This window comes from Sutcliffiella rhizosphaerae (assembly GCF_917563925.1).
Classification (GTDB): domain Bacteria; phylum Bacillota; class Bacilli; order Bacillales; family Bacillaceae_I; genus Sutcliffiella_A; species Sutcliffiella_A rhizosphaerae.
In genome coordinates, this window is the sequence record NZ_CAKJTJ010000096.1 from 1 (window position 1) to 309 (window position 309).

Below are 309 nucleotides of genomic sequence, written 5' to 3' on the forward strand. Positions count from 1 at the left end.
CATTCTCTTGTAGAAATGCAGCGAGTTCTTCAAGAGGCATGTGGGCAAGCTCTTCCAAGCTGAATTTCTCTAGAAACAACTCCATCATGGCGTTACCAAAGACGGAGGAATCTACTTCTTGGGAGAATGTATTACACTTGAAACTGACGTGTTGGAGGAAATGCTGCTTTTCCTTCGTCATCATTTTGATCAGCTGATATCGAGATCGTGTTAACTGTTGTAAAGCGACGTATTGGCTTTCTTTGACTACTGACATTTGGTTACGACCAAAACGTAAGTAATCGGCAATCACAAACGCATCAATCTCGT

1 protein-coding gene is annotated in these 309 nt (G+C 42.1%); it reads right to left on the reverse strand.

Translation table 11 applies throughout. The annotated features are described in order from the left end of the window. The coding region (locus LRP81_RS23185) for an IS110 family transposase (protein ID WP_230505563.1) at positions 1-309 on the reverse strand (309 nt) is incomplete at both ends.